Source organism: Microbacterium sp. CJ77, from assembly GCF_002911615.1.
Classification (GTDB): domain Bacteria; phylum Actinomycetota; class Actinomycetes; order Actinomycetales; family Microbacteriaceae; genus Microbacterium.
Genome location: NZ_PQBR01000022.1, coordinates 17,028 through 34,905 on the forward strand (window position 1 = coordinate 17,028; position 17,878 = coordinate 34,905).

At 69.0% G+C, this 17,878-nt stretch carries 22 protein-coding genes; 9 read left to right on the forward strand and 13 right to left on the reverse strand.

Annotated features, from left to right (window positions below; genetic code table 11):
* Nucleotides 1-3: 3 nt before the first annotated feature.
* The 9 genes from C2868_RS11155 to C2868_RS11195 form a co-directional block, all read right to left on the reverse strand.
* Nucleotides 4-378, reverse strand: coding sequence for a hypothetical protein (locus tag C2868_RS11155; RefSeq protein WP_100812144.1), 375 nt, complete (start codon nucleotides 376-378; stop codon nucleotides 4-6).
* Nucleotides 375-773: a pilus assembly protein TadE gene (locus C2868_RS11160; protein WP_146048048.1), complete on the reverse strand. Its 399-nt coding sequence runs from the start codon at nucleotides 771-773 to the stop codon at nucleotides 375-377. The genes C2868_RS11155 and C2868_RS11160 overlap by 4 nt, the downstream gene beginning before the upstream one ends.
* A gap of 50 nt (nucleotides 774-823) precedes the next feature.
* A complete protein-coding gene (locus tag C2868_RS11165; RefSeq protein ID WP_100812146.1) occupies nucleotides 824-1,243 on the reverse strand; it encodes a TadE/TadG family type IV pilus assembly protein in 420 nt (139 codons plus the stop codon).
* A gap of 174 nt (nucleotides 1,244-1,417) precedes the next feature.
* On the reverse strand, nucleotides 1,418-2,302 hold the full coding sequence (locus C2868_RS11170) for a hypothetical protein (RefSeq protein ID WP_100812147.1): 885 nt from the start codon (nucleotides 2,300-2,302) through the stop codon (nucleotides 1,418-1,420).
* Nucleotides 2,299-3,177 carry a type II secretion system F family protein gene (locus C2868_RS11175; RefSeq protein ID WP_100812148.1) on the reverse strand — a complete coding sequence of 293 codons (879 nt, stop codon included), beginning with the start codon at nucleotides 3,175-3,177 and terminating at the stop codon, nucleotides 2,299-2,301. Before C2868_RS11175 ends, C2868_RS11170 begins: the two co-directional genes overlap by 4 nt.
* The gene (locus C2868_RS11180; RefSeq protein ID WP_157813996.1) at nucleotides 3,174-4,787 is read right to left on the reverse strand and encodes a CpaF family protein; all 1,614 of its coding nucleotides are present in this window, start codon (nucleotides 4,785-4,787) and stop codon (nucleotides 3,174-3,176) included. Before C2868_RS11180 ends, C2868_RS11175 begins: the two co-directional genes overlap by 4 nt.
* Nucleotides 4,780-5,631, reverse strand: a complete 852-nt coding sequence (locus C2868_RS11185; RefSeq protein ID WP_100812150.1) for a hypothetical protein — start codon at nucleotides 5,629-5,631, stop codon at nucleotides 4,780-4,782. Before C2868_RS11185 ends, C2868_RS11180 begins: the two co-directional genes overlap by 8 nt.
* A gap of 6 nt (nucleotides 5,632-5,637) precedes the next feature.
* Nucleotides 5,638-6,240, reverse strand: coding sequence for an SAF domain-containing protein (locus C2868_RS11190; RefSeq protein ID WP_146048049.1), 603 nt, complete (start codon nucleotides 6,238-6,240; stop codon nucleotides 5,638-5,640).
* Between the two features lie 210 nt (nucleotides 6,241-6,450).
* Entirely contained in the window at nucleotides 6,451-7,233 is a 783-nt protein-coding gene (locus C2868_RS11195) for a sigma factor-like helix-turn-helix DNA-binding protein (RefSeq protein WP_100812152.1), read from the reverse strand.
* A 399-nt stretch (nucleotides 7,234-7,632) separates the two neighbouring features.
* Here C2868_RS11195 and C2868_RS11200 point away from each other — a divergent pair, with 399 nt between their 5' ends.
* From C2868_RS11200 to C2868_RS11225, 6 genes are all read left to right on the forward strand, one after another.
* Entirely contained in the window at nucleotides 7,633-7,860 is a 228-nt protein-coding gene (locus C2868_RS11200) for a hypothetical protein (protein WP_146048050.1), read from the forward strand.
* Nucleotides 7,857-8,672 carry a hypothetical protein gene (locus C2868_RS11205; RefSeq protein ID WP_100812154.1) on the forward strand — a complete coding sequence of 272 codons (816 nt, stop codon included), beginning with the start codon at nucleotides 7,857-7,859 and terminating at the stop codon, nucleotides 8,670-8,672. Before C2868_RS11200 ends, C2868_RS11205 begins: the two co-directional genes overlap by 4 nt.
* Nucleotides 8,669-9,712, forward strand: a complete 1,044-nt coding sequence (locus tag C2868_RS11210; protein WP_100812155.1) for a ParB N-terminal domain-containing protein — start codon at nucleotides 8,669-8,671, stop codon at nucleotides 9,710-9,712. The genes C2868_RS11205 and C2868_RS11210 overlap by 4 nt, the downstream gene beginning before the upstream one ends.
* A gap of 65 nt (nucleotides 9,713-9,777) precedes the next feature.
* On the forward strand, nucleotides 9,778-10,416 hold the full coding sequence (locus C2868_RS17445; RefSeq protein ID WP_181003452.1) for a hypothetical protein: 639 nt from the start codon (nucleotides 9,778-9,780) through the stop codon (nucleotides 10,414-10,416).
* 8 nt (nucleotides 10,417-10,424) lie between these two features.
* Nucleotides 10,425-11,564 (forward strand): M23 family metallopeptidase, encoded by a 1,140-nt coding sequence (locus C2868_RS11220; RefSeq protein WP_181003453.1) that lies wholly within the window; start codon nucleotides 10,425-10,427, stop codon nucleotides 11,562-11,564.
* Nucleotides 11,561-11,851, forward strand: coding sequence for a DUF6112 family protein (locus tag C2868_RS11225; protein ID WP_258034439.1), 291 nt, complete (start codon nucleotides 11,561-11,563; stop codon nucleotides 11,849-11,851). The genes C2868_RS11220 and C2868_RS11225 overlap by 4 nt, the downstream gene beginning before the upstream one ends.
* A gap of 95 nt (nucleotides 11,852-11,946) precedes the next feature.
* Here the strand turns inward: C2868_RS11225 and C2868_RS11230 are convergent.
* The 3 genes from C2868_RS11230 to C2868_RS11240 all read right to left on the reverse strand — a co-directional run bounded on the left by C2868_RS11230 (nucleotide 11,947) and on the right by C2868_RS11240 (nucleotide 14,326).
* A protein-coding gene (locus C2868_RS11230) for an IS3 family transposase (RefSeq protein ID WP_100812122.1) occupies nucleotides 11,947-13,112 on the reverse strand; the annotation gives its coding sequence in 2 pieces (ribosomal slippage) (nucleotides 11,947-12,825 and nucleotides 12,828-13,112; 1,164 coding nt in all).
* Nucleotides 13,113-13,205: 93 nt separating this feature from the next.
* Nucleotides 13,206-13,931 carry a hypothetical protein gene (locus C2868_RS11235; RefSeq protein ID WP_100812158.1) on the reverse strand — a complete coding sequence of 242 codons (726 nt, stop codon included), beginning with the start codon at nucleotides 13,929-13,931 and terminating at the stop codon, nucleotides 13,206-13,208.
* On the reverse strand, nucleotides 13,928-14,326 hold the full coding sequence (locus tag C2868_RS11240) for a hypothetical protein (RefSeq protein ID WP_198519601.1): 399 nt from the start codon (nucleotides 14,324-14,326) through the stop codon (nucleotides 13,928-13,930). Before C2868_RS11240 ends, C2868_RS11235 begins: the two co-directional genes overlap by 4 nt.
* A 198-nt stretch (nucleotides 14,327-14,524) precedes the next feature.
* On the opposite strand from C2868_RS11240, the gene C2868_RS11245 reads away from it, so the two are divergent.
* The gene (locus C2868_RS11245; protein WP_100812159.1) at nucleotides 14,525-15,163 is read left to right on the forward strand and encodes an SOS response-associated peptidase family protein; all 639 of its coding nucleotides are present in this window, start codon (nucleotides 14,525-14,527) and stop codon (nucleotides 15,161-15,163) included.
* A gap of 126 nt (nucleotides 15,164-15,289) precedes the next feature.
* On the opposite strand, the gene C2868_RS11250 is transcribed toward C2868_RS11245, so the two are convergent.
* Complete coding sequence (locus C2868_RS11250; RefSeq protein WP_103663368.1) at nucleotides 15,290-16,159, reverse strand: hypothetical protein; 870 nt, start codon at nucleotides 16,157-16,159, stop codon at nucleotides 15,290-15,292.
* Between the two features lie 17 nt (nucleotides 16,160-16,176).
* On the opposite strand from C2868_RS11250, the gene C2868_RS11255 reads away from it, so the two are divergent.
* Both C2868_RS11255 and C2868_RS11260 read left to right on the forward strand, forming a co-directional pair.
* Complete coding sequence (locus C2868_RS11255) at nucleotides 16,177-16,494, forward strand: DUF6112 family protein (RefSeq protein WP_219811476.1); 318 nt, start codon at nucleotides 16,177-16,179, stop codon at nucleotides 16,492-16,494.
* Nucleotides 16,495-16,516: 22 nt separating this feature from the next.
* Complete coding sequence (locus C2868_RS11260) at nucleotides 16,517-17,860, forward strand: conjugal transfer protein TrbL (protein ID WP_103663369.1); 1,344 nt, start codon at nucleotides 16,517-16,519, stop codon at nucleotides 17,858-17,860.
* The last annotated feature ends 18 nt before the right edge of the window (nucleotides 17,861-17,878 follow it).

The following is a 17,878-nucleotide window of genomic DNA, read 5'->3' on the forward strand; positions in this document are numbered from 1 at the left end:
TCCTTAGCCGCTGATCAGTCGTGCGGAGGCGGTGGCCTCGGCACGTAGTGTCTCCAGGCCCGGGAAGACCGCGAAGATCGTGTCGTAGCTGGCGGTTACGGTGACCGTGACAGTGTTTGCGATCACGGACGCCGACCCGGACTCGCCGGCGGCGGCGATGTATTCGAGCGCGGCGGCTCGTGCTGCGGTGACATCGATCGCGACAGCGCCGGTGGCGACGACGTGGCCAGACACGGCGTTTGCGCCTACCCGTGCCGCGTCCTGGGCGAGGGTCATTGCGCGCTGCTGGGCGAGGATCTGCCCTCCTCCGTCGACGACCCAGGCGATCACCACGACGAGGGCGAGGACCGCGGCGGCGACGTAGCTGCTGGCCTTCATGATCGTTCACGGTAGCGATCGACCGGGTTGGTACCGGTGGCGGTCATGGAGGTGGTCAGGGGCGCGTCAGCGAGAGGCAGATCGACGAGTGCGATGGTGCAGGTGATCGTCACGCTCACGATTCCGATCTCCCCCAGCGGCGCACGTAGTCCGGATGGGTCGACGTCGACGGTGAGAGTCTGGCACGACACGCCGTGGGCATCGATCGCTCTACGGGCGGCATCGTCACCCTGAGTGGCGGCGGTGTCGGGGTCGCGCAGCAGTGAGATCTCTCGCGCTGCGGTGGCCGCTGCCGCGTGCAGACTCGTCTCGGTCTGATTGATCCATCCGAACGAGATGGTGAAGCCGAGCAGAATGATCACGCCGACCGCGAGGACGGCGGTTTCCGCGGACATGTCCATCTCCCCCCGCTGCCGTACGTGCGAGCCGAAGAAGCGCCGAACGGTCATCCCGTCCACCGTTCCACCGGACCCGTGTAGGTGCCGTTGACATCCAGCCAGACCCAGCCGGGGATGATCCCGGGAGCCTGGCCGGTCACAATGACGGTCAGCTCGGTGGGTGTCAGCTGAACGTCGACGCTGGCCGCGAGGAGCTCGCCACGACGTGAGTCGAGGAATGCGGTCGCGGCCGCATCCCCGTCGGACGCGGATGCGTCCAGTCCGTGCGCACCGTTGAACGCGACGGTCGCCGCGGCCTGGGCGACCTGGGCGGCGTGGAAATAGAACCCCAGCTGCAGGCCGGTGAAGGTGAGCAGCAGCAGGAACGGATACAGGAGTGCGGCCTCCGCGACTCCTCGTTGTCGCCGACCGCGACCCAGCAGCCGCGCCCACGCGGAGTTGGGCGGCGGGCGTGTCGGTGCGCGCATGTCTCAGCCGATGACGGGGTTCAGCGTCCCGGTGGCGAACGCCGTGATCAGCGCGACGACGACACCGGCCAGCAGGATGCCGCCGACGAGCAGGACTGCTCGGGTGGGGATCTCATCCATGGTCTCTTCCTCTCATCTCTTCTTCTATTGGTGATGCGTCATGCCGCACCGGGGTCATCTCGCGATGATCGCCATCACCGCGGGGGTCATGAACAGTCCTGCGAGGACGAAGACCGTGAGCGCCAGCGGGGGGCCGATCTTCACGCTCTGGGCGTTGGCTTCTGCGTGCGCCTGGCTGACGATGGCGTTGCGCAGCGCGTCGCCGGCTCCGCGCAGGGAATCGGTGACGCGTGCGCCGTCGCCGGCGAGGCGCATGATCCGGGAGGCGTCCTGCAAGGCGGGGACCTGGATCTGCTCAGCGAGTCGTTCCAGCGCGTCCCATTGGGTCTGTCCGGTGTACTCGGCGAGAGTGAGCTCTTCGCGTATGCGTCGGAAGACCCACGAGTCGGCGACGCTCGCGGCATTGGCCATCGCGCGGGCAGGTCCGGTCGCGCCGTCGCTGAGCTCCACGGCCACGAGGCCGACATATACGGCCATCGCGCGGGTGAATTCGGCCCGGGCACGCCGCGCGCGGGTGCGCACCTCGGCGTCCGGGCTTGTCCAGCCGACCACCGCGGCGACCACGGAGATGGCCATCCAGATCCACAGCGGCAGCACTGGGAGGACCAGGTTGATGAGCGCGCCCAGCAGCAGCGGGACCAGCAGGCCGACAGCGGCGCCCAGGACTTTGCGGTAGAGGAATGCCGCAGGTGGCATCCCGATCAGGACGAGGTCGGCGGCCGGGATCCGGAAGCCGGGCGCGTCGGGGAGGTGGCGGTGCGCCCACTCGCCGATGATGCTGGGTGCATCCCGGCGCGACGGCGCATCCGGGCGGGTCGTCGTTCCCAGGCGGGTCAGCGCCGAGGCGACGTGGACGTGACGGGGGGCGAGCGCGCTGACGAGCACCGCCGCCCCGCATCCGACCAACAGGCCGGGCAACGCGAGCATCCACCAGCTCATCGGTCCGGCTCCTTCGACGCGAACAGGCGTGACGGGGGGCTTTCCCGCAGGATCGCGCGCACCCACAGCAGCAGGCCGATGTAGCAGGCGATCCAGAACGCGAGCATCGCCTGCCCGATCGGTGTCGCGTAGCCGGCGAACTGGCCGGAGCGGCCGAAGAGGGGAAGGACCAGGACGACGCCCACGGTGATGAGGGTCACGATGCGCAGGCTCTGCCGCGGCTTCGCGCGGTCCGCCTCGATGGCACGGCGCACGCGTGCCTCGGCGGCCATCTCCTCCGCGAGCGCGTCGAGCGCTCGTGGCAGGTCGCCGGCGCGTTTGCGTGCCGCCTGGATGAGGTGGGCGGTGACCTTGTCCGCGGCGGGGTCGGCGAGGTCGTCGGCGAAGGCGCGCAGGGCGTCCTGGGTGTCCCACCCGCCGCGGAATCGGGACACCAGGGTGGCCACGGTAGGGCGGATGTTCTCCGCGGTCGCGGGTAGCGACAGTTGGATGACGTCCTCCACGCCGAGCGTCCCGGTCTGCACGAGCGCGGCGATGTTCCGCGTCCACGCCGCCAGAGCCTCCGTCAAGGTCAGTCCGCGGGTACTGGGCTTGACGAGCACCTCGGGGAGGAACAGGAACCCGGCCGGCACCGCGACCAGGGCGACCGGCCATCCCGAGATCAGCCACGTCGCGATCCCGACGACCACCCCGGCGACAAGACGCCCCCGCTGCCGGCTCATCCCGCGGACAAGTCCCCGTGCGCGGTCGACGACCCGCATACGCGCGGGCGTGGTGTCGCTGCGCGGGGCAGGGGCGGTCAGCGACCCGTAGAGGATGAAAGCGACGCCGCACAGGGCGACAGAGATGGCGAGCACAGTGAGCAGGTGTGTCATCGTCTCCCCCCGGTGTGGAAGAACCCGTCGGGAAGTCCCACGCGCTCGAGCTGGGTCCGCAGCGTCGGGGTCGGCTGCGTGCCGGTGAAGGACAGCTCGCCCGCGTCCGGGTCGTAGCGCATCAGCGCCTGGGCCAGCGGCGGGCCCTTCTCTGTGGTGGGGGCGGTGACCTCGGCGATCTCGGTCACGATGTGCCGGGGAGCCGTGCCCGGGGCGGTGACCTCCCGCACCTGCACGATCAGGCGGATGTGCTGCTGGATCAACCGCAGCGGATAGTAGTCGTTGGTGAGGTTGCCTTCCTCGATGATGAGGTTCGCGAGACGGAAGATCGCGTCGGAGGGACTCTCGGCGTGGATGGTGGCCAGCGATCCCCCGCCGATCTGCATCGACTCCATCATCGCTTTCACCTCCGCGCCGCGGACCTCACCGACCAGCACCCGCTTGAGGTTGTGGCGCAGCGCGTCTTTGATGGCCTGCCGCAGCGAGTATTCCCCGTGGGTTCCCTCCCCGGTGCCTTCGCGCATCTGCAACGGCAGCACGGCGACGTGCCGGTGGGGCAGCTTGTGCAGATACAGCTCGTATTCGGTCTCGACGGTCGCGATGAGCTCATCTCGGGGGATCGCTGCGGCGCAGGCACGCAGCAGCGTGGTCTTGCCGGCGCCGGGCTCGCCGGAGATGAGCACGTTGCGTTCCGCAGCCACGGCCGCGGTGAGCAGGCGCGCGGCGGGACCGGTGAGAGTGCCCAGGCGGACCATGTCATCGAGGTCGACGTCGACATGGTTGTGGATGCGGATCCCGGCGGAGGGCTGGGTCGCGACCGAGGACGCGAGCAGGTTCAGACGCGCCCCGTCGAGATCGATGCCGACCGACGCCTTCACATCGGAGAACTCACGGTGCCGCTTCTTCGCGATGTTCTGCAGCAGCCGCATCAGCTCCGCGTCGTTGCGGGCGATCGGCGGTTTCAGCGCGTAGCTGCCGTCCTGGTATCGGACGATCACCCTGTCATGGCCGAGGATGTTGATGCTCTTCGCGCCCGGTTCGGTGATCAGCGGCTGCAGCCTCCCCCACCGGAAGATCTCGTTGAACACCGCCTCGACGTAGCGGTGCCGCTGGTCGGCTGACCAGTCGGCGTCCTGCCCGCGCTGCAGCAGCACATGACGGGTGACGTAGTCGTTGACCACGCGGAGGATGATGTCCTGGTTGTCGAGGTCCCGTTCGCTCAGCTCCGGTGACGCGGTGGCGGTGTCGAGGTAGACGGTCTCTCCCAGACGTACGGCGTCCGCTTGGGGGAGAAGCTCGCTGGCCGTCTTCTGCAGCAACTCGACGAGATCCCAGTCGACGACTCCGTCGGGATCGGTGCTGCTCGTGGTCCGCGGTCGGGGGCGGACAGCGACCCCTGCCGACGGAGCCATGGCGGCGGGGGCGATGAGCTCTGCCGACACTGTGCTCGCCTCCGGGAGGACACCGGGCTGACCGGGGAGGGGTGCAGGTTGAGCGGCGGCGAGAAGGTGGCGCGCCGCACGGGGCAGCTCACGGGTCGCGGTGTCGCGGAACAGCGGCAGCGAGGTGATGTCGGCGGGTGCCGGTTCGCGGCCGCGAGGATCAGCCATGGGATGCTCCCGCCTCGGCGGGCCACGGACGGCGTTGCGTGGTGAGCGGGTGGGACAGTTCCTGAACGAACCGGCGGACCGCGCGCTGGTACGAGCTTCTCGCATGCCGCTCGGAGATGCCGGCCGAGTATCCCGCCGCGCCGCGGGGAGAGAAGGGCAGGACGCTGATGACCTCCACTCCGACACGCTTCTCGAAGTCCAGCGCCTCGGTGCCGTGTCGGGTGGGCGAGGCGATGAGCAGCAGCCTCAGGTGCGAGTCACGGCCGAGGGGCGCCAAACGGGCACGGAGCTCGGAGATCCGCCCGATCGACCGGAACAGGTCGGGCAGATTCGCCCGGGCGACGATGACGAGACGGTCACAGGCCTCCAGCAGTGCCTGCCGGGGTTCGACCCTGTTCAGCCTGCCGAAATCGACGACCATGTCGGTGCCGAGCTCCTCCAGCTCGCCGCCGATCCCGGTCAGCGCGGTCCACAGGGAGCTGGTGCCGTCGGCGGCATCGAGGTTGTCGAATCCCGCCACCACCCAGAGGCGATGTCCGTCGCGCACAGACGGGTGGGGCAGATACGGATCCTTGGGGAGCTCGTGAATCGGCACAGACAAGGGCAGCGTCGGGTCGAGGAAGGCGTCGGCGGTGAGGTCGCCGCCAGTGTGCAGCAGCATCGCCTGGCTGAGGCTCCGCGAGTAGTCCAGTCGCCCGCGCAGCAGCCCGGGGAGCACGGCGCTGATGTTGGAGGTGTCGGCCTCGATAAACACCGCCGGTCTCGGCCACAGGAGGGCCGTTGCGACCGCGGACGTGGTGACCCCCGGAGAGCCGGCGATGGACGCGAATCCGACGATGGCCACGATGCATCACCCCACCGGGTCCAGGACGAGCGCGAGCGTTCCCGCCGCCGCGCGGCTGGCGAGGGACGCCGCGGCCGTGGTAGGCACCAGCACGTCGACGATAGTGAGAGTGCCGGTGTCGTCGGCGGCGACGGCGGCAACGATCGCCTCGACCGGGAGTGCGTTGGCGTCGGAGGTCGGGCGGCCACTCGCGTCCAGCAGCTGCGTGGCGACAAGGCGGACGTGGTCACCGGCGACGATGCGGCTCGCCGGCATCTGTCCGGGACCGAGCGGCACGCCGACCAGGGACTGGCCCGTGGGCACGCCGACCTCCTCCGCCGTGTTCGCGGTGGTCAGCAGGCTTCCCGCCGGCAGGTCGACGCTTGCGTACCGTCCCACGACGCGGGACGCGTCGTCGATCGTGAAGACATCCAGCGACTGGTCTCTGCCGATCTGCATCTCCCGGAGCATCGACGAGTCGATTGGTTCCCCTCGGAGCACCTCGCTTCCGGTGATGAAGACCGTCACGGAGTTGCCCGCCGAGGTCAGCAGCACGACGGAGGTGAGCGTGCCCACCACGACAAGGACGACGCCGGCCGCGATCACCGGCGCGCGGCGCCGGGTCCGCACCGGCGCCGGCGCGGACCGGTCCGGTTGGGCAAGTGGAGGAATTCGGTCCGTTAGGCCGGTTGCCTGTGTCATTGGTGCCTCCTGCTTACCCGTCCAGCTAGACGCGTCGGCAGGGCGGGAACAAGAGGCTCACGCCAGTCGCGGGAAATGCGACTGCATATCCCGCATGGGGAACGTCTGCCTGCGGCGATTCTTAGTGTCCGACTGCGCTCAGTCAACGTTGTGTCGGTTTGTTGCACGGGCTTGGTGCCACCCAGGTACGAGGTCAGCGGCCGCGATGTTGATTCCCAACCCCTCACCGCAGGCGGCGGCGGTAAGCCGGCGGCGGGCCCGGAATGCCCGTTTGCGGAGGGTGTCGTAGTCGACGGACATCTCGCTGGCGAGCTCCCGGTACCCCTCCCCGAGCACGTCGATACGCACGATGAGGCGGGCTTGGTCGGGGTCCAGGACTCCGGCTGCAACTGCCCACTCCAGCACAGCCTCCACCCGTGCGCCCGGGTCGATCCATTCAGGGGTGGGGCTTTCGAGCGGATGCGGAAGCAGGGCCGGGTCGAAGGGGATCTCCCGGGCCGGTGGCTCAGCGGCGAGAATCGTGCGCAGGATAGCCAGCACGAGCGAACCGCGGACGTGGTGCATGCCGGGTGTGACGCGGAAGGTGCGGATCACCTCCCAAGCGGCTCCGATCGCGACCGCGACGGCATCGGCGCCGGCAACACTGCGCACAGTGGTGCGGGAGAACGCGATGACCTTCGGCATCATCATCGCCAACAGCACCCGCTCCGCTTCAGGACTGCCCTGGGCGGCGTGCTCGAGCAGAGCGCGCAGGACTGCGTCCTGCCGGTCGGCCGAGCCGGCGCGCATCAGCGTCATCCACTCGTCTCCGGTGCCAGAGCCGAGAGCGCCGAGGTCGATGCATTCGCGCGAGTAGTGCTGCTCCCATTCCCGGTCCAGCTGGGCGGTCAAAGGGGTGATACGGCGTCGCACTTGTGACATGCGAGCTCCCATCTCGTTGAGGTGGTCTCGAGACTGCTCGGGGACGGTAGAAGCGCGTGTGGAATTGAGGGCTCGCCTCGTGGATTCGCTATGGGCGGTGCGGTGGAATCCCCGTCTCACCCGAGTGGAAAAGCCCCGATCAGCAGCGTCTTCAGGCGCTGCTGCGAAACCCGGCGAAATTGGCTTAGCCGCGGTCCCCATCGATGCCGATTCCGTACCTAGTAGAGGCAGCAGCGGCCGGGCCCGGCGCGGACGGTGCGGGCGAAGGGACGGTGATACCGGATGAGCGAGACCGAGACCATCGGTGAGGACATCGAGCGACCGCGGCATGACAGGCGGCGAGACTGGCGGGCGGGCGGGCGCCCCGCAAGGGGCGCCCGGACCCGGGAAGGCGTGTGGGTGGAATGGGTTCGCCCGACGGAACTGGGAACGCGGATGGCCGGGATGCTCGCCCGCAACGGTGTGGACCTGGACAGGCGCCTGCGTGCGGCATTGATGCAGGGACGGATCGAGGCGACCGACCGGCTGCGTCAGCGACTCGCCGACCGTCGCGCCCGTCTGAACGGAGCCGGCGACCTTGAGCGCCCCGAGGGCATGACCATCAAGCGGCCTGGTGTCGGACAATGAGCCTGACGAGGATCGAGCCGAGCGCGGCCGGGCGGGAGCATCGGGCGGAGGAGCCGTTCGCGTCCGCGGACGCGGTCCGTGGGGCGTTGCAGACCATCCACGCGGCCGGCCCCGTTGGGTGGCGCACGCTTCCGATCGCCACCGAGCTGCTCTCCTATGCACAGGCGCGGTTCGCCAGTCTGGCGAGGTCGTGGCATCGTCCCCCCGAGGATGCGGCATATGCCGCGTTCCTCGCGATGCGGGAGCCGGGCATCCTCAACGCGGACAGCCCGTGGGCAGTCGTGCGGAAAGCCGTCGCTCGAAACCTGATGGCCGAGACGCAGGGGGAACGTCATCTGCAGAGCCCGGAGCGGGCTAGGCGCCTGAAGAACCATCCCAACACGGTGCCGGTCCGCGCCGGGGACGACGAGACGCTGATGGAGGGGACGGAGGATGACGGCGGGGAGGTCAGCGACCGGATCGACGGGATCGTGCAGTGCGCGGCCGCGTACCTCGCTGTCGCCGGGTGGCCGGCGCTGGGGGCGGTGGGGGCGGCAGAGTATGTCTGCCAGCGGATCTCCGATCTCGGCTCCCAGGAGTCCGCCGTCGACGTGCTACGGCGCGATCATGCGTTCCGGCAGTTCCTTCAGTTGTCCAAACCCGAGTGGGCGGCCATGGTACGGCTGCTCGTGGGGGCCAAGGCCACCGCGGCATCCCCGGCCCGGCCGGGTCTGCTGGTCCGGGTGCTGTCCGGCGAGACGCTCGCAGAACTGCTCGGCGATGAGCGCCTACGTAGCCTCGCCCAGCAAACCCTGCCCGGAAGCCAGCCGTGACCGACACCGGCTTCGCCGACGTCGCCCCCTCGCGCATCGTGCGGGGATACCAGGCACGCCACGATCTCGGCGATCTGAGCAGCCTGCAGGAGTCGATCCGCGAACGAGGGATCCTGGAGCCGCTGACCGTGACCGCGGACTTCGTCCTCGTCTTCGGTGCCCGCCGTCTGGCCGCCGCCACAGCCCTGGGCCATGCCACGGTTCCCTGCTGGATCGCCCGCGGAGTCTCCGACAAGCTCAGCCACGTTCTCGCCCTGAAGGCATCGTTCGAGCAGCGCAAGGACCTCACTCCCACCGAACAGGCTGCGCTGTACGCCGAGTTGCGCGAGCTCGAGGCGGCTGAAGCGCGCGCCCGGCAAGCTGCGACACGTTTCGGCGCGCCCCGAGCCGCGTCCCGCGGTGGTGGCGAATCGCCACCACCGCGCCGGGGGAAGGCGCGCGAGAAGGCCTCGCGGACGATCACCGGCCGCAACTCCTATCATCAGCACGAGCAGGTGCTCGAGCTGCAGTCCCTGGCCACAAGCAAGGCCACCCCGGACTGGCTGCGTGCCCAAGCCGAGCAGGCGCTTGCGGAGATCGACCGGTACAGCAAAGTGCACGGCCCCTACCTCGAGGTGCGCACCGCGCAAGCAGCGCACTCGCTGCGCGCGCTTGCCTCTGACACGACAGCGCCGCCGCCGGTGCGCGCGGAAGCCGACGCCACCCTGCGGTCCCTGACACCCCGTGCCAGTGCGCTCTCGGAGGCGAGCAGGACGATCCGCCGGCTGGAGGAAGGCCAGCGGTCGGGATGGGCGGATGTGGACCCCCAGTCGCGTTCCCGGTTCGCCCGCGAACGCCTTCTCGCCATGATCGAGGACCACAGCTCTCACCTCGACCGGATCGATGCGGCATCGCTCTCACCGGTGCTCACCGTCGAGGACCGCCAACGGCTCACCGCGTTCCGTGACCTGGTCACCATCTTCACCGCAACCGTCCTCGAGGGCACCGCCCACGCCCCCACAAGTCCGCCGGCACCGCGACACGAAGCTGAGGCGAGCTGAGGCGAGTCCACGCCGACGCTCTTGCGTCCGCGGGGCAACGGGATGCCCAGACCCACCTAGGTCGTATGACCACACGGCCCACGTCCGGCGCCTCGATTCGGCGGCGTCGCATCCTCGTGTTGATCGTGGCCGCCGTCGGGGCCGCGAGCCTGATCGCCGCCGTCGCCGCCGGCTTGTACGGGCTGGGCCTGCCTGGGCCGGCGCCCACCGCCCCGCATCCCTCCCACACACCCGCGAGCCCGGCGGCTGCGACGTCACCCGCTGACCGGTTGGCGCTCGGCGTCGCCGACGCACTCTTCCGGTGGGACAGCATGCACGACGCCGGCCCACAACAGGCCGTCCAGCGAGTGTTCGACCAGGCAAGGCCTCCCGACGATGAGCGCGCCGGGCTGGAGGCGGACCTGGCAGGCTACCTTCCCACCGGAGACGCGTGGGACCAGCTGCGTGAGTTCCATACCCGGCAGGAACTGCATGTGCAGCGGGTGCGCACGCCCGCCACATGGGCTGGTGTCGACAAGACAGGCCTCCCCTCCGGCGTGGACGCGCGCACGGTGGAGGGTGTCCGCCTTCGCGACGGCTACGCGTTCGGCGCGGATGTCCGGTCGGAGCACACGGTGTCGTTCACGATCTTCATGGCCTGCCCGCCAGAAGGCGGACCGTGCGTCGCCCTTCGTGTGTCGCGGCTGAACGATCCGCTGCCCTGAGTGGCCCTATGAAGAAGATCCTTGGGCTCCTGCTCGTCGCGCTGCTGGTGCTGCCCGGGGTCGCGGTGACGGGAATCGCCACCGCCATCGCGCTGTCCCTGGCCGGCTGCGCACCGGGTCCCGGACCCGGTGCACTCTCCCCGGACGCCCCGGTTCCGGAGCAGGCCCGCCGCTGGGTGCATCTGGCGGCCACGACGTGCAGCGACATCCCCGAGGCATGGTTCGCCGCGGTGATGGCCCAGGAGTCGAGCTTCGACCCGAACGCTTACGCGGACGACGTCAACGGCGGCACATGGGGACTGTTCCAGATCAACAACGGTGTGTGGACGGCGACGTACGGGGCGCCGTGGAGCGCGGACCGCAACGGCAACGGAATCTGGGACGTGCGGGAACCGATGATCCACGCCGAGGTCGGAGCGCGGTACCTGTGCGGTCTTCTTGCTCAGGTGCGGCGGCTCCGAGAAGCGAACCCGGAGTGGCCTGCGGCGACCCAGCTCACCGAGCTGGAGGCGCTTGCGCTCGCCCACAACGCCGGGCCGGGGGCGCTGCGATGGTGGCCGGACGTCAGCGCGGGAGTGCGCTCCTACGTCACGACGGTCACCGACCGGGCCCTGGAATGGACCGCGCGGCCGGCTTCCAGCTCAGCTGATCCCCGCGCGGACATTCCCGAGACCGCCCGGGTGGTGATGCCCCTGGCCGAGGGGAGCTACAACGACAGCAGCCCATACGGGCTGCGAATCGACCCGTTCACGGGCGAACGACGGTTTCACTACGGCACGGACATGGGCGCAGCAGAGGGGACGCCGATCGTCGCCATCGCCGATGGGCTCGTCATCCACGCGGGATACCTGGCGGGATGGAACAACATCATCGTCATCGAGCACACCGTGGCAGGCGAACGGGTAGCCAGCGCTTACCTGCACATGTGGGACTGGGGCATCCATGTGCGGGCAGGAGACCGCGTCCGCGCCGGGGACCACATCGCCGATGTCGGTGCGGAGGGACGCGCCAAGGGCGCACACCTGCACCTGGAAATCCATCCCGATGGCTGGACCGCGGGCACTGTCGATCCCCTCACGTGGCTGGCCGCGCACGGTGCGGCAGCACACTCGGGGGCATCATCGAGCACCGCGCGGTGCGGTTGGTGACCGCCGCCGTGCCGCGCCCGCTGGACGTCTACCCCGACCTCGGGGCTCTCGCCGGACGGGAGGCGCTGCTGGATGTAGCCGGCGCACTCCTGACCATCGTTCTGGTGCTGTCCTGCCTGATGCTGGTCATCTGCGCAGCAGGGTGGGGGCTGACCCACTCGGCAGGGAACGTTCGAGGCATGATGCGAGCACGCACCGGTGTGCTGGTCAGCGTGGGTGCGGCGGCTCTGGCCGGCGCGATGAACGCCTGGGTGAGCTATCTGATCTCGGTGGGCGCTTCCTTCTGACGGCCGCATGTCGATGGTCTCAGGATGAGCCGGCAACAAGCTCCTGCCCGCTGCCAGCCAAAGGGTCTGCCGCACGGATAGGTGACGGGTTATAGTCACGCCGCGAGGGCGACGTCGGTGTTCATGATTGCTTCGTACTCGACCGGGGTCAAGCCGTGGAGCCGCTTCTGTCGGCGGCGTCGGTGGTAGGTGCGTTCGATCCAGGTGACGATGGCGATGCGGAGCTCGTCGCGGGTGGCCCAGGAGCGTCGGTTGAGGACGTTCTTCTGCAGCAGGCTGAAGAACGATTCCATCGCCGCGTTATCGCCCGCCGCGCCGACTCGGCCCATTGATCCGACCATCCCGTGATGGTGCAGAGCGCGGACCATCTTCCTCGCGCGAAACTGGGATCCTCTGTCCGTGTGGACCACGCAGCCGGCGACGTTTCCGCGCCGCGCGACGGCACTGTTGACAGCGTCGACCGCGAGACGAGCCTTCATCCGGTCGCTGATCGAGTACCCCACGATCCGGTTGCTGAACACGTCTTTGATGGCGCAGAGGTAGAGCTTGCCTTCACCGGTCTTGTGCTCTGTAATGTCGCTGAGCCAGAGCTGGTTCGGCGCGTCGGCGGTGAACTCCCGGCGCACGAGATCATCGTGGACCGGCGGGCCAGGACGCCGACTCTTCCCACGGCGACGCTTCCCGAACGCGGACCACCAACCGTTGTCACGGCAGATCCGCCATGCCGTCCGTTCCGCCATGACCTCGCCCGCGTCGCGGGCCTCGTCGAGGAGGAACCGGTAGCCGAACTCAGGGTCGTCGCGGTGCGCGCCGAACAACGCGTTTGCACGATACGCCGCAACGAGTTCAGCATCGGTGATGGGGGTTGCCAGCCATCGGTAGTACGGCTGGCGAGCGAGCTTGAGCACCCGGCACGTCACCGCGACGGGAATCCCGTCGACGGCGAGCTCGGTCACGAGCGGGTAGAGCCTTTTCCCGGCAGGTTCGCCTGCGACAAATACGCCGCCGCCCGCCGCAGCACCTCGACCTCTTGCTCCAGCAGCCGGATCCGCTTCCGCGCCTCCCGCAGCTCCGCACCCTCGGACCGGGTCACGCCCGGCTTTGTGCCCTCTTCGACCGCGGCACGCCGCAACCACTTCGTGAGGGTCATCGGGTGAACCCCGAAGTCAGTCGCGATCTGCTCGATCGTCACTCCGGGCTCGCGGCCCCGAGCGACGCGCACGACATCGTCACGGAACTCCGAGGGATAGGGCTTGGGCACGATGACATCCTTCCAGGGCACCCTCCCGGGCAACCCAACTCAGATGTCACCTACCGGTGCGGCAGACCCAAACGGGCAGGCGGCGAGGTCGCGTCAGACATCGTGCCAGCGCAGGCCGAGTCGACTGAAGGCGTCGAGCAGATCGGGCGTGTCGGCCGCCACACGCTCGGTGTCGCTGAAGGATGTCAGGTGGCTGGTGTGGACGTCGTCGTCGGCACGTTCGAAGACAGCCCACACGCGGATGTCGTCACCGTGCCGGGAGCGGAACTCGACGCCGTCCACGAGGTCCCGGCGGTCCTCTCCCGGCAGGTCGTACATCCATCGAGCGATCGCCTGGGTGAGGACGCGTGCACTCGCGTCCTTCAGCAGAGCGGCGTCGACCTGGTCTGGCGCGATGCCGTAGACCGGGAACGGGAACTGCGGCGCGAGAGTCGCAATAGTGCGTGAGTGGGTGATGAAGCAGTACCGGCCGCGCTGATGGGCGGAGCCGTAGATTCGCCCGGTGAGCCACTCGTAGCCGACCTCGCCGGGCGCGGCCTCGGGGAAGGCGGAGATGGTGCCGTCATCTTCGATGTCGTCGAGCTCGCTCAGAAGCACATCGTGGGGTCGGAAGTGGGCGAGCAGCTCGAGAAAGCATCCCAGCAAGCTGTCGGTCGTGTAGAGGCTTCGGAACTCCCCGCGCGGATCATCCCAGCGCCCGTCGAACAGACCGTGGGCGGTGGCGTACCGCCACGGGGTCCACTCCCACGGATCGGGTTCGTATCCGACACGCCACACTATGCCTGGGTCGTGCGTGATCTGCAGTGTCGGCGCGGTCATCCGAGAACGGCGAACCGCTTCGCAGCGGCAAGCACTCGGCGGGCGCCGTCCAGCGCGTCACCCTCGCGCAGCACCGTCGCGGGGGCGTCATCGCGCAGCATCGGGTTCATTCCCTTGAACCACGACTGCACGGTGACCACGTCGAATCGCTCCCGTAGCAACGCGGCCGCGTGATACGCGCTGCGCAGCCGGTCACGGTCCTGCTCGCTAGGCTCACCACGCCCCTCCGCCCACGCCGACACCGACCGCGCCGCCTTCACGCCGCCGATGTACGCGACCAGGCGCACACCGAGGATCTCGCGCAACTGAGCCACTAGCTGGTCGAACGGCAGCCGAATCGAGTCTTCGTACGCGCGGAGGCCTGGCCGCTGGTCCGAGTCTGTCGTGGTGCTCATGTGCCGATCCTACTCCCGACCAGGGAAAAGGACAGCACAAATGTCCATTGCAATGGTGGATGAAATACAATGAGAAATGCCTCTGTCGGTGTGTTGGATGAACTCGGCACAGTCTTCCGGCAGCGCGCGACAAGAGGACAGCGGCGAAGCAGTCGACGGCTGCGGCGGTGTGGGCGGGCTGCAACTACGGTTAGGACCATGTGCGCCAGCTACGGGCTTGACCCGCGCTTCAAGGACGCCGACGACATCCTTGCCGGCGATGTGGAGCTCCTCGACAATCTGCGATCCTGGGCCGTTCACAATGGCGGGCAGACGCTGCTTCCCACCGGGAAGAACCTGCGCAACGTGAATCCGATCGTGCAGGAGCGCGACGGCTACCGCGCCGTCGAACTGGCCTGGTGGGGATACCTCGTCAAGGGGCAGCCGGCGAATTTCCCCTCCATCAACACCCGCTCCGAGCGGCTCATGGAGCGAACGGCACCGCTTCCCGCGCGTGCGGTCGTGCCGGCGACCACCTGGTTCGAGATGCAGAAGCCAAGCCGGCAATGGTTTCAATTCGAGGGCGCGGACCTTGAGCTGCTCGCCATGGCCGCCGTGACGCAGCCGGGGCGCACTGCAGACGGCACAGCGTTCACCTGCTACTCCATCGTGATGCGTCCCGCACCGGACATGCTCTTGAGCGTGCACGACCGCATGCCGTTGCTGATTCCTGCGACGTTCCTCGCGGAGTGGCTCGCAAGCGACGCGCCATCGCGCGATGTCGTGGAGATCGCGGTCGTCGAGTCCGATCGTGTCCTGCGCGGCGTTACTGCGCAGGCAATCGCGGCGCGTCCCTGACTCGCGACAAAGGGGGGCGCCTGCGCGATGCTGGGCGGGCGCAGCTCCTGCCTGCCCGGGACGGTGCCGGCCGTTCACCATCCGCGCCGACCGACATTCTGGTGCGCAGCTGGCCTCCCGCTACGGTCAGAACGACATCCCCCGCCCTGGCCCGAACGGTGTGCGCAGCGGATCGGTGAACGGGTCCATGCCCACGACCTCTTGCCTGCCGGGGCGGGATCTCAGTCCACTCTTGGCACGCGCAGGTCCCTGCTGCGGTTCCTCGGGCGCGCCACTCTCGGCCAGGGAGCGGCCGGCGGGGTCGTCCTGCTCGCGCAGGAGCGAGACATGGCTACGGAAGGGGTTGTAGGTCAGTGTGTAAGCGCCGTTCGTCGCGGAGCGTTCGAGTTGTCCGCGACGCGGCGCGTCGGTAGATGTGCCCCTCAGCGAGGCCGCCTCGGTGGTCTGCGCGCCACGGTCATACCCTGCAAACTCTTCAATGGCTGCATCCGTGCCCGCGTGGCTGATCAGGTCCAGGACCTCCTCAGCCTTCCCGCCATCGAGGAACACCACTCTGACCAGGCGCCGCGCCGGTGGAGGCGTCGGATCTGCGGGGACTTCGTGCCAGGCGATGCGGACAGAGTGCTGAGATGCGGAATCCAGCCGGGATTGCACCTCGCCCAGCAGGATTCCCGCCCGTCGCAGCTCGTCGGCGGTGGCGAGCGCCGCCTGCGCCCCGGCGAGATGATCGCCCGTGTCGTCATGAGCGGTGGCGCGGAAGCGGGCGTGGATTGCGACGAGCTGATCAAGCACCTGCTGCAGCGACCGTACCCGCCCCAGCAGATCCCCGGTCACGGCGTAGGTCTCGCCGGGCTGCAGGATGTCGCGGGTCGCGTGCGCCAGGCCTCGCAATGCAGCGGACGCCTCGAATCGGGGTGCCTCCTCCTGCGTTCGGCGCACGTCGGATAGGGATGGGCGTTCCCACTGGGCTGGTGGGACGCGTTCGCGTTCCTTCATGACGTCTCTGAGGGAGCATGGTGTTGCCTGATCTCCTCCTGCCGATCCTGCTGGCTGTGCCTGCCGATATCGGTGTCACCCCGAATGACAGCGGCCTGCCGGGCATCGCTCAGCTGCGGACGATCGTCGGGGCGGTTATGACGATCGGGCTCGTGCTGTCGGTGCTGGCGCTGATCTGCGCGGCGATCGTGTGGGGGCTCGGCTCGTTCAGCTCGAATCCGCACCTCGCCTCGCGGGGCAAGACCGGCGTGCTCGTCGCCTGCATTGCCGCGCTGGTGACGGGCGCCTCGGTGACGTTCGTCACGTTCGCCTGGAACGTCGGCCAGGCGATCTGAGCGTGGACGGAGGACCTGCCGGATGTCTGTCTGTGATGCCCCCGTCATCTCTGCCGTCTGCGATGCGGCGACAGCGGCGGCGGGAGCCGTGGGCGGGTCGGTCATCGAGGGCACGTTCGCGTGGGTGGCCGCCGCCACCGGCGCCGCGGCGGCCTGGATGTTCGAGGCCGTCTGGACGCTGTTCGACACGACGACTCTGGTTGACGTCACCGCACCGCACTATGTCCGCATCTACAACATCCTGTTCGGTATCGCCGTGCTGGTGATGATCATCTTCTTCCTCTTCCAGCTCATCACGGGGCTGGTGCGACGAGAACCGGGCGCGCTGGCACGCGCCGCGCTGGGTTTGGCGAAGTCCGTGCTGGGCAGCTTCCTCGTCCTAACGGTAACGGCGACGCTGCTGGAGATCGTCGACCAGCTCAGCATCGGGATCATCCAGGCCAGCGGCCACACCATCGAGGAGATGGGCGGGCGAATCGCTTTGCTGTTGGCAGGGCTTGGCACCCTCAGCATCCCCGCCCCCGGGGCGGCGATCATCGTGACGATCTTCCTGGCTGCCATGGCGATCGCAGCGGCAGGGATCGTGTGGTTCTCGCTGCTGATCCGCAAGAGCCTGCTGCTGGTTGCGATCGTCCTGGCGCCGCTGGCGCTGGCGGGCGGCGCGTGGGAGTTCACCCGCGGATGGGTGTCCAAATGGGCGCTGTTCGTCGTCGCGCTGATCTTCTCCAAGCTGGTCATGACGGTCGTCTTCCTCGTCGCGGTCGGGCAGATGGGCGCCCCGATCGATCTCGATCTCGCCTCTCTGGCCGAACCCGTCTCGGGAATCGTGTTGATGCTCATTGCGGGGTTCGCCCCCTACCTGGTCTACAAGTTGGTCGCCTTCGTCGGCTTTGACCTGTATACGGCTACAGCCACGGAGCAGGAGGCAAAGCAGGCGGTGAACCGGCCGATCCCGATCCCGCACCTGCCGCAGACGCTGCCGCAGCGGGGGTCGAGTGAGTCTCCGGCGCCGGCGCCGCGACCAGCGGCGCCGACGGAAGGGGCTCCCGTCGGGGGTGCGGGGACTCCCCCGGCGCGCGGCGGGGGAGCGGCGCAGAGCGGCGGCTCGGCGGCGCCCGGCACAGCGCCCGCGTCGGGCGGCGCGGGCGCGACGGGGGGCGCCGGCGCCGCAGGCGGGGCGGGAGCAGCCGCGGGTCCGATCGGGGCGGGCGCGGCGGCCGCGATCGGAGTGGCGCGAGCGACCGCAGATGCGGGCCGCTCCGTCGGCGCCCACGTCGGAGCGGATGCGACGGGGCACGCGGATGCCGCCGATCGTCCGTCCGCTCCCGTCCCGCCGCCACCTCGCGCGGACGTGCGCGGTGTATAGGCCACGGGAGGAGCTTCG

Bases quoted from the DNA above. Each gene is read 5' to 3' on its own strand.
- C2868_RS11260 (WP_103663369.1), top strand. From the start codon at position 16,517: ATGTCTGTCTGTGATGCCCCCGTCATCTCTGCCGTCTGCGATGCGGCG.
- C2868_RS11250 (WP_103663368.1), bottom strand. From the start codon at position 16,159: ATGAAGGAACGCGAACGCGTCCCACCAGCCCAGTGGGAACGCCCATCC.
- C2868_RS11240 (WP_198519601.1), bottom strand. From the start codon at position 14,326: ATGAGCACCACGACAGACTCGGACCAGCGGCCAGGCCTCCGCGCGTAC.
- C2868_RS11170 (WP_100812147.1), bottom strand. From the start codon at position 2,302: ATGAGCTGGTGGATGCTCGCGTTGCCCGGCCTGTTGGTCGGATGCGGG.
- C2868_RS11255 (WP_219811476.1), top strand. From the start codon at position 16,177: ATGGTGTTGCCTGATCTCCTCCTGCCGATCCTGCTGGCTGTGCCTGCC.
- C2868_RS11195 (WP_100812152.1), bottom strand. From the start codon at position 7,233: ATGTCACAAGTGCGACGCCGTATCACCCCTTTGACCGCCCAGCTGGAC.
- C2868_RS11205 (WP_100812154.1), top strand. From the start codon at position 7,857: ATGAGCCTGACGAGGATCGAGCCGAGCGCGGCCGGGCGGGAGCATCGG.
- C2868_RS11155 (WP_100812144.1), bottom strand. From the start codon at position 378: ATGAAGGCCAGCAGCTACGTCGCCGCCGCGGTCCTCGCCCTCGTCGTG.
- C2868_RS11165 (WP_100812146.1), bottom strand. From the start codon at position 1,243: ATGCGCGCACCGACACGCCCGCCGCCCAACTCCGCGTGGGCGCGGCTG.
- C2868_RS11180 (WP_157813996.1), bottom strand. From the start codon at position 4,787: ATGGCTGATCCTCGCGGCCGCGAACCGGCACCCGCCGACATCACCTCG.
- C2868_RS17445 (WP_181003452.1), top strand. From the start codon at position 9,778: ATGACCACACGGCCCACGTCCGGCGCCTCGATTCGGCGGCGTCGCATC.
- C2868_RS11175 (WP_100812148.1), bottom strand. From the start codon at position 3,177: ATGACACACCTGCTCACTGTGCTCGCCATCTCTGTCGCCCTGTGCGGC.
- C2868_RS11160 (WP_146048048.1), bottom strand. From the start codon at position 773: ATGTCCGCGGAAACCGCCGTCCTCGCGGTCGGCGTGATCATTCTGCTC.
- C2868_RS11245 (WP_100812159.1), top strand. From the start codon at position 14,525: ATGTGCGCCAGCTACGGGCTTGACCCGCGCTTCAAGGACGCCGACGAC.
- C2868_RS11235 (WP_100812158.1), bottom strand. From the start codon at position 13,931: ATGACCGCGCCGACACTGCAGATCACGCACGACCCAGGCATAGTGTGG.
- C2868_RS11220 (WP_181003453.1), top strand. From the start codon at position 10,425: ATGAAGAAGATCCTTGGGCTCCTGCTCGTCGCGCTGCTGGTGCTGCCC.